The sequence below is a fragment of the Moorena sp. SIO4G3 genome, assembly GCF_010692305.1.
Lineage (GTDB): Bacteria > Cyanobacteriota > Cyanobacteriia > Cyanobacteriales > Coleofasciculaceae > Moorena > Moorena producens_A.
In genome coordinates this window covers 1-6068 of sequence record NZ_JAAHIG010000476.1, presented here as the reverse complement: position 1 = coordinate 6068, position 6068 = coordinate 1, and the positions used below count along the sequence as shown (strand labels likewise).

The 6068-nt window shown below is 41.8% G+C and carries 6 protein-coding genes and 1 pseudogene; 4 read left to right on the top strand and 3 right to left on the bottom strand.

The window, feature by feature from the left end; all coding sequences use genetic code 11:
* Positions 1–1074 (top strand): annotated as a pseudogene (locus F6J99_RS40455) (pre-peptidase C-terminal domain-containing protein); the annotation flags it as partial.
* A gap of 416 nt (positions 1075–1490) precedes the next feature.
* Here F6J99_RS40455 and F6J99_RS40450 read toward each other — a convergent pair.
* Positions 1491–2378 (bottom strand): metal ABC transporter permease, encoded by an 888-nt coding sequence (locus tag F6J99_RS40450; RefSeq protein WP_293121891.1) that lies wholly within the window; start codon positions 2376–2378, stop codon positions 1491–1493.
* A gap of 147 nt (positions 2379–2525) precedes the next feature.
* On the opposite strand from F6J99_RS40450, the gene F6J99_RS40445 reads away from it, so the two are divergent.
* A complete protein-coding gene (locus F6J99_RS40445) occupies positions 2526–2657 on the top strand; it encodes a hypothetical protein (RefSeq protein WP_293121885.1) in 132 nt (43 codons plus the stop codon).
* Here the strand turns inward: F6J99_RS40445 and F6J99_RS40440 are convergent.
* Positions 2650–3468 (bottom strand): metal ABC transporter ATP-binding protein, encoded by an 819-nt coding sequence (locus F6J99_RS40440; protein WP_293121882.1) that lies wholly within the window; start codon positions 3466–3468, stop codon positions 2650–2652. The two genes, F6J99_RS40445 and F6J99_RS40440, sit on opposite strands and share 8 nt — an antisense overlap.
* 198 nt (positions 3469–3666) lie before the next feature.
* Between F6J99_RS40440 and F6J99_RS40435 the strand changes: the two genes are divergently transcribed.
* On the top strand, positions 3667–4644 hold the full coding sequence (locus F6J99_RS40435) for a zinc ABC transporter substrate-binding protein (RefSeq protein WP_293121879.1): 978 nt from the start codon (positions 3667–3669) through the stop codon (positions 4642–4644).
* A 57-nt stretch (positions 4645–4701) separates the two neighbouring features.
* On the opposite strand, the gene F6J99_RS40430 is transcribed toward F6J99_RS40435, so the two are convergent.
* Complete coding sequence (locus tag F6J99_RS40430) at positions 4702–5469, bottom strand: hypothetical protein (protein ID WP_293121876.1); 768 nt, start codon at positions 5467–5469, stop codon at positions 4702–4704.
* Positions 5470–5704: 235 nt separating this feature from the next.
* On the opposite strand from F6J99_RS40430, the gene F6J99_RS40425 reads away from it, so the two are divergent.
* Positions 5705–5854, top strand: coding sequence for a hypothetical protein (locus F6J99_RS40425; RefSeq protein WP_293121873.1), 150 nt, complete (start codon positions 5705–5707; stop codon positions 5852–5854).
* Positions 5855–6068 lie beyond the last annotated feature (214 nt).

Genomic DNA, 6068 nt, shown 5'->3' with positions numbered 1-6068 from the left:
ATTGCCAGTAATGATGACACCTTTGGTTTGCAAAGCCAAGTTGAATTTACTGTTAGGGCTGGTACAACTTACCAAATTGCTGTTGATGGCTATTCCTCCAGAACAGGCTTGATTGATCTCAACATCAACTTAGATCAGGAAACGGTTTCTAATGATAACTTTGCCGACCGGGTATTGTTAAACGGTACATCAGTTAGTACCACAGGCACTAACCTCGGTTTCACTGGAGAGCCAGGTGAGCCGAATCATGCAGGCATTAGCAGCCAGTTAAATTCTGCTTGGTGGTCTTGGACAGCTGCCGCTGATGGAATCGTGACCATTGACACTGTTGGGAGTAACTACGACACTACCCTCGCCGTGTACACCGGTTCAGCAGTTAACAGCTTAACTGAAATTGCCAGTAATGATGACACCTTTGGTTTGCAAAGCCAAGTTGAATTTACTGTTAGGGCTGGTACAACTTACCAAATTGCTGTTGATGGCTATTCCTCCAGAACAGGCTTGATTGATCTCAACATCACCTTAGATATTGACGACACTCTGATTTCGGGAACATCAAACGATGATACCCTGTTCGGCACTATCGAAAACGATCAGATTGAAGGTTTTGCTGGCAATGACATGATCTTTGGTAGTGAGGGAATTAATACCCTTCTCGGCGGTGATGGTAATGACCATATCTTTGGTGGTTCACAGCGGGATGTGATTCGCGGTGGTAGCGGTAACGATACCCTCAGAGGCAGTGAGGGTAATAATGAAATTTTTGGTGGTTCTGGTGATGACTTGATTTCTTCTGGCTCTGGGGATGATTTCATTAACAGTGGCAGTGGTAACGACACCCTTTTCCTAGGGGGTGGTGATGATATAGTTGTCCTCGAAATTGGCAATGGCTTTGATACTATCAACAACTTCCAGCTTGGTCTAACTACCTTTGATGTTACCAATCCTAATGATCTGAGCATTGTTGATGGTGCTAATGGTGCTGAAATATCGAGCGGCGGAGACCTCCTGGCTGTGGTGCGTTTCACTCAAGCTAGCACTCTCAACGATAATTTCGACATGGTGTTTGTCTAGAGTTTTTCTGCGAGGCTGCGGTAGAGCAAAGCTTGCCGAAGCATAAAATCATTGTTTTGCAGAATTATTGTTAGATGAGGTGAGGAAGATCTTAGAATGAAAACTTCGGTGATATTCCCCCTCTTTCCCTTCTTGGTATTCTCACCAATGAATGATAATATGTCAGGATAATTAGTGATAAAAAAGCATCTCCTATTAAACCTTACTCCTTTCATTATGCCTTCCTTTTTGCCCCTAAGCGAAGCAGAATCCCATACCAGATATAGCATTAAAAATGACCGGAAAAAAATATGACAGTTCTTTCCATTCCCAAAAATTACTATATTATTTATTATCTCTTGCCTCTTCCCTCTTGCCTTTTACCTTTTGCATTTCTCAAGGTAGACTATGTTCACAACTGAACTAAAAATGCTATATCAACGCCACAACCGCTTAATTTCCTGCCAAATTTGTGATTGTCCTAACTGAGTATTGGGATGAGTTAACACTCCCTGACTGGGACTAAATAAAAATGCCAGCATAAATAAACCAAAAGCTACTAAAACAATGGCTGGTCCAGAAGGCAGATTAAAAAAATAACTCAGGTACATACCAGTAATACTAGCTATTACCCCAAGGGCTGAACCCAAAATCATCATCTGGTGCAACCGATTGACTAATAAGTAAGCTGTTGCTCCTGGTGTGATTAACATCGCTAGCACCAAAATCACTCCAACTCCTTTGAGGCTAGCGACAATGGTCAAGGCAATCAAGATCATTAGACCAAAGTTCAGCAAGTTGGTTGGTAAACCTGCTGCTTTTGCCCCTAATGGGTCAAAGGTATAATACATTAATTCTTTGTACAGCAGGAGAATAATTGATAGTACAATGGCGGTGATAATGGCTGTATTGATGACTTCTTCATTGGTGACACTCAGAATATTGCCGAATAGGAAGTGATTGAGGTCAATTTTGTTATCTTTCTCCATTACCGTAATTAAGGTGATACCGAGGGCAAAGAAAGCGGAAAACACAATCCCCATGGCGGCATCTTCTTTGATTTGCGATCGCGTCCGGATCCAAGTAATCACCACAGTGCTAACCACCCCAGCAATAAAGGCTCCCACAAAAATGTCAGCACCGATCATAAATGCGATCGCTAATCCTGGTAGTACAGAATGACTGATAGCATCTCCGAGTAACGCAAGTCGCTGTACCATTAGGTAGCTACCCACTGCCGCACAAACGATGCCCACTAAAACGGCAGTAATTAGCGATCGCTGCATAAACCCATAGTGCAACGGCTCAATTAAAACCTCTAACATATAGTATTTTTCTTTGAATTGTGAACATACTCCCTTCAGGAAAGGCAAGAGGCAAGAGGCAAGAGGCAAGAGGCAAGAGGCAAGAGTTAATCAAGCATAGGATAGGATAATTTTTGCTAATATCTTGTATAATTAAAGCGTATATTAGTGAAATCAAATAAGAAAGATAGAGCCCAGTTTACCTTTGCCTTCTGCCTTTTGCCTTTTGTCTTTTGCCTTTTGCCTTTTGCCTTTTGCCTTTTGCCTTTTGCCTTTTGCCTTTTGCCTTCTTTCACTTGACAGCAAATGGATCTAACCAAAAAACGACTTGACCACCATAAGCCTGTTGCATATTAGCTGCACTCAATACCTCTTGCCTAGAGCCACTAGCAATTAACTCCCGATTCAACAAAATCAAATCATCAAAATTACTGATCGCTTCTCCCAAATCATGGTGAACTACCAGCACAATTTTTCCGGCATCGGCGAGTTGATGGAGGATAGTAAAAATTACAGCTTCAGTTTTTTTGTCAATACCAGCCATCGGTTCATCAAAACAGAATATATCTGCTTGTTCAGCTAATGCTTTAGCGAGAAAAACCCGCTGCTGCTGTCCTCCCGATAGCTGTCCAATGGGACGATTGCGGTAATCACTCATGCCAACTTGTTCAATTGCATCCGCTGCGATCCGCCGGGATACCGTGGAAAAGCGACGAAACCATCCTGTTTTCCGGACTCTACCCATTAGCACAACATCCCAGACAGTGGCGGGATAAGTCCAGTCAATTTGCGTCCGCTGTGGCATATAAGCCACATTTTCTAACTGTTCTATCAACGGTTTTCCCTGATACATAGCAAAGCCGGTGGCAGTGGGAACTAACCCCAGCATGGCTTTGATCAAAGTACTTTTCCCAGCACCATTCGGACCAATAATTCCAGTTAATCGTCCTGGTTTGATCTCACAGTTGATGTCCCTGAGTGCTTCCACTAGGCGGTAGTGTACACCCAGTTGCCTCAGGGTAATGGTTCCTGTCTGGGACAGATTGCTATATCCAGCTTGATGTTTCCTCTTGGGAGAAGCAAGGTTATGAACCGAGGCAGCATCTGGCATAGAGGGTTCCGGAAACAAAAAATGAAACAAATATGAAAATAGTTTACCATCAAAAATGAAAAGAATATGATAAGATTTATCCCGCAAACCTAGTGTGATAGGGAAATTACAGCGATTTCAGCCTTTGATTGAGAGCGATGCAGCGAGGTAGTAAGGTATTGGTGCGTAAGTTCTGATCAAAAGATAACGATTAAGCCGATGAGAGTAATTACTCAGTCTCACAGTATAAAGCGCCAATGGTGGCTGACAGTAGTAATCATTTTAGGAGTCTGGATAAGTGGGTGTGATACCACCGGAACAAACCAGAGTGGTATTGATGGCGATGATAAGCCCAATGTAGTTACCACTAGCACTATCCTTACCGACTGGACAAAACAAGTAGGAGCAGATGAAATTGAACTGACGGGTATCCTAAAACCGGGAACAGATCCCCATGTCTATGAGCCAGTCCCAGCAGATACTATTGCGTTGGAACAAGCTAATCTGATTTTATACAATGGCTACAATCTGGAACCAGCACTGATTAAGCTGATTAAGTCTGCTGGGGTTAACATCAAGAGCTTTGCGGTTGGGGAAGTGGTGTCACCCTTGGATTTTGAATACGAAGGCAAGAAGGAACCGGATCCTCATGTTTGGGGGGATGCTAAAAATGCGATCGCAATGGTCAATGCCATTCGGGACCAGTTGATTGAACTCTCACCGGAGGACAAGGAAGAATTTACCAAGAATGCAGCACAGCTAACTGCTGAATTGAAAAAGCTTGATGCTTGGATTATCCAGCAGATTCAAACTATTCCTCAGAAGCACCGCTACCTAGTCACAACTCATGATGCTTTTCAATATTATGCTAGTGCCTATGGGATACCAGTAGCTGGAACCTTAATTGGCATCAGTACTGAGGAACAACCCAGTGCTCAGACTGTCAAGGGTTTGGCAGACGCTATCAAAAAAATTGGGGTTCCGGCGATTTTTGCGGAAACCACGATCAACCCAGCTTTGATCAACACTGTGGCCCAGGAAGCTGGAGTGAAGTTAGCACCACAAGAATTATACTCTGATTCCTTAGGTGTACCAGGTAGTGAAGCTGATACTTACATCAAAATGTTAATCACTAATACTCACACAGTTGTTGAAGGCTTAGGAGGGAACTATCAAACGTTTAATCCAGTTGAGTAATGTAGTTTACTAATACAGTTTACTACTTGCCATAAACTTGTTTAAGTTTTTAATAATTTAAGCAATCAAGGAACTTTGCTCCACATCTATCATCCGAAAATAAAGTACCTGTTCATTTATTTCCAGATTATTGATCATTTTCACAGTAGCCAGTAACCCTTCACTAATCAGTTCGCTCTTGACTTCACCGTATTCCGTTTGCAAGATAATATTTTTTTCCCGGTCATCATTGGAGACATTATTAGGATCTTTCCAGGTTCCTTCTCCTCCTATTTGGGTGACCGCTACCATGAAGTCTATAACGTGGAATTTATGCTCTGGTACGATCAGCGTCAACAATTCTCGTTCTACTCGATCAAATCGAACATTGGTATCTTCATCCCCAAAGAGCAGTGCGTAAAATATATCTTTAGCTTCAAGCAAAAGTTCGTTACCCTTACTACTCCTTTCGGTGTTAGTAATTAGGGCTGTCCCTTTTTGAGGGGGATTTTTTAGGTATCCTTCTGCTTCAAGTTGCTCCCGATTTAGTCTCTTATACCTCTTGATAATTTGGGCTAGTTTGTCCTCATCAAGCTCTATCTTGGAGATGCGTTCAAGTCTAGCCCGGTGTTTTCTTTCTTTATCTTTTAAGGCTAGAGCTAGCTTCTGGGTAGTTGGCGCTTGTATCCCACAGACCAATTGGTTGTCTCGGCTCAAGGTTAATGAGATGATCTGCTCTACTAACCACTCTTTGTCCTGGTTCATGAGCATTTTGCGCAACCGCTGACTGAATTCGTCAGATAACTCTGTCTTGATTTGGTCGATTAATTTTTTAAGGGTTGTCACGGCCACTCTCCTTGTCTGCTGTAGTCACCCATTTAACTGGCCTATACCAAGTGGCGGTCAAAGTAGGTAGTAATTTACTGATAGGATTACCGTTGCTGTTGACTAGTATTTGACTAGTATTTGACTATTAATAGTTAACGTTTCACCCTCAACGGTCAACCTTAAACATAGTTACCCCAAGGAATGCAACATGGTATTACTTAATATTTTGGCTTGAAAAATTAGAAATTGGGAATTGGCTGGACAAAATAAAATAGAAGAAATGTGCTATAAGTTACCAAATTACAAACAACTAAGCTATCATACCGATAACTTGTACACTCAAGTAGATGGAGCAGATGGGGTAACGAATGGATTAGGGGATGTAAGGAATGAGATGATGTAGGCAATTTTAAAACCCTTAAACTATCTGCTCACTACCAGTAGCTACCTACTCTCTAGATGCCAGCAAAGGTAGACGAAGAGATAAATACAATAGACATCTCCAAAAAATAAAAAAACTATATTTGCTTTATGTTATAATGAAAGTTAATTACAATATTTTTTTTAAAATGATTCCAATTGTCAGCTATATTAAACGTAATCCAAGGTCAACAAAG

Coding starts and splice junctions, on each gene's coding strand:
- F6J99_RS40435 (WP_293121879.1), top strand. CDS start 3,667: ATGAGAGTAATTACTCAGTCTCACAGTATAAAGCGCCAATGGTGGCTG.
- F6J99_RS40440 (WP_293121882.1), bottom strand. CDS start 3,468: ATGCCAGATGCTGCCTCGGTTCATAACCTTGCTTCTCCCAAGAGGAAA.
- F6J99_RS40450 (WP_293121891.1), bottom strand. CDS start 2,378: ATGTTAGAGGTTTTAATTGAGCCGTTGCACTATGGGTTTATGCAGCGA.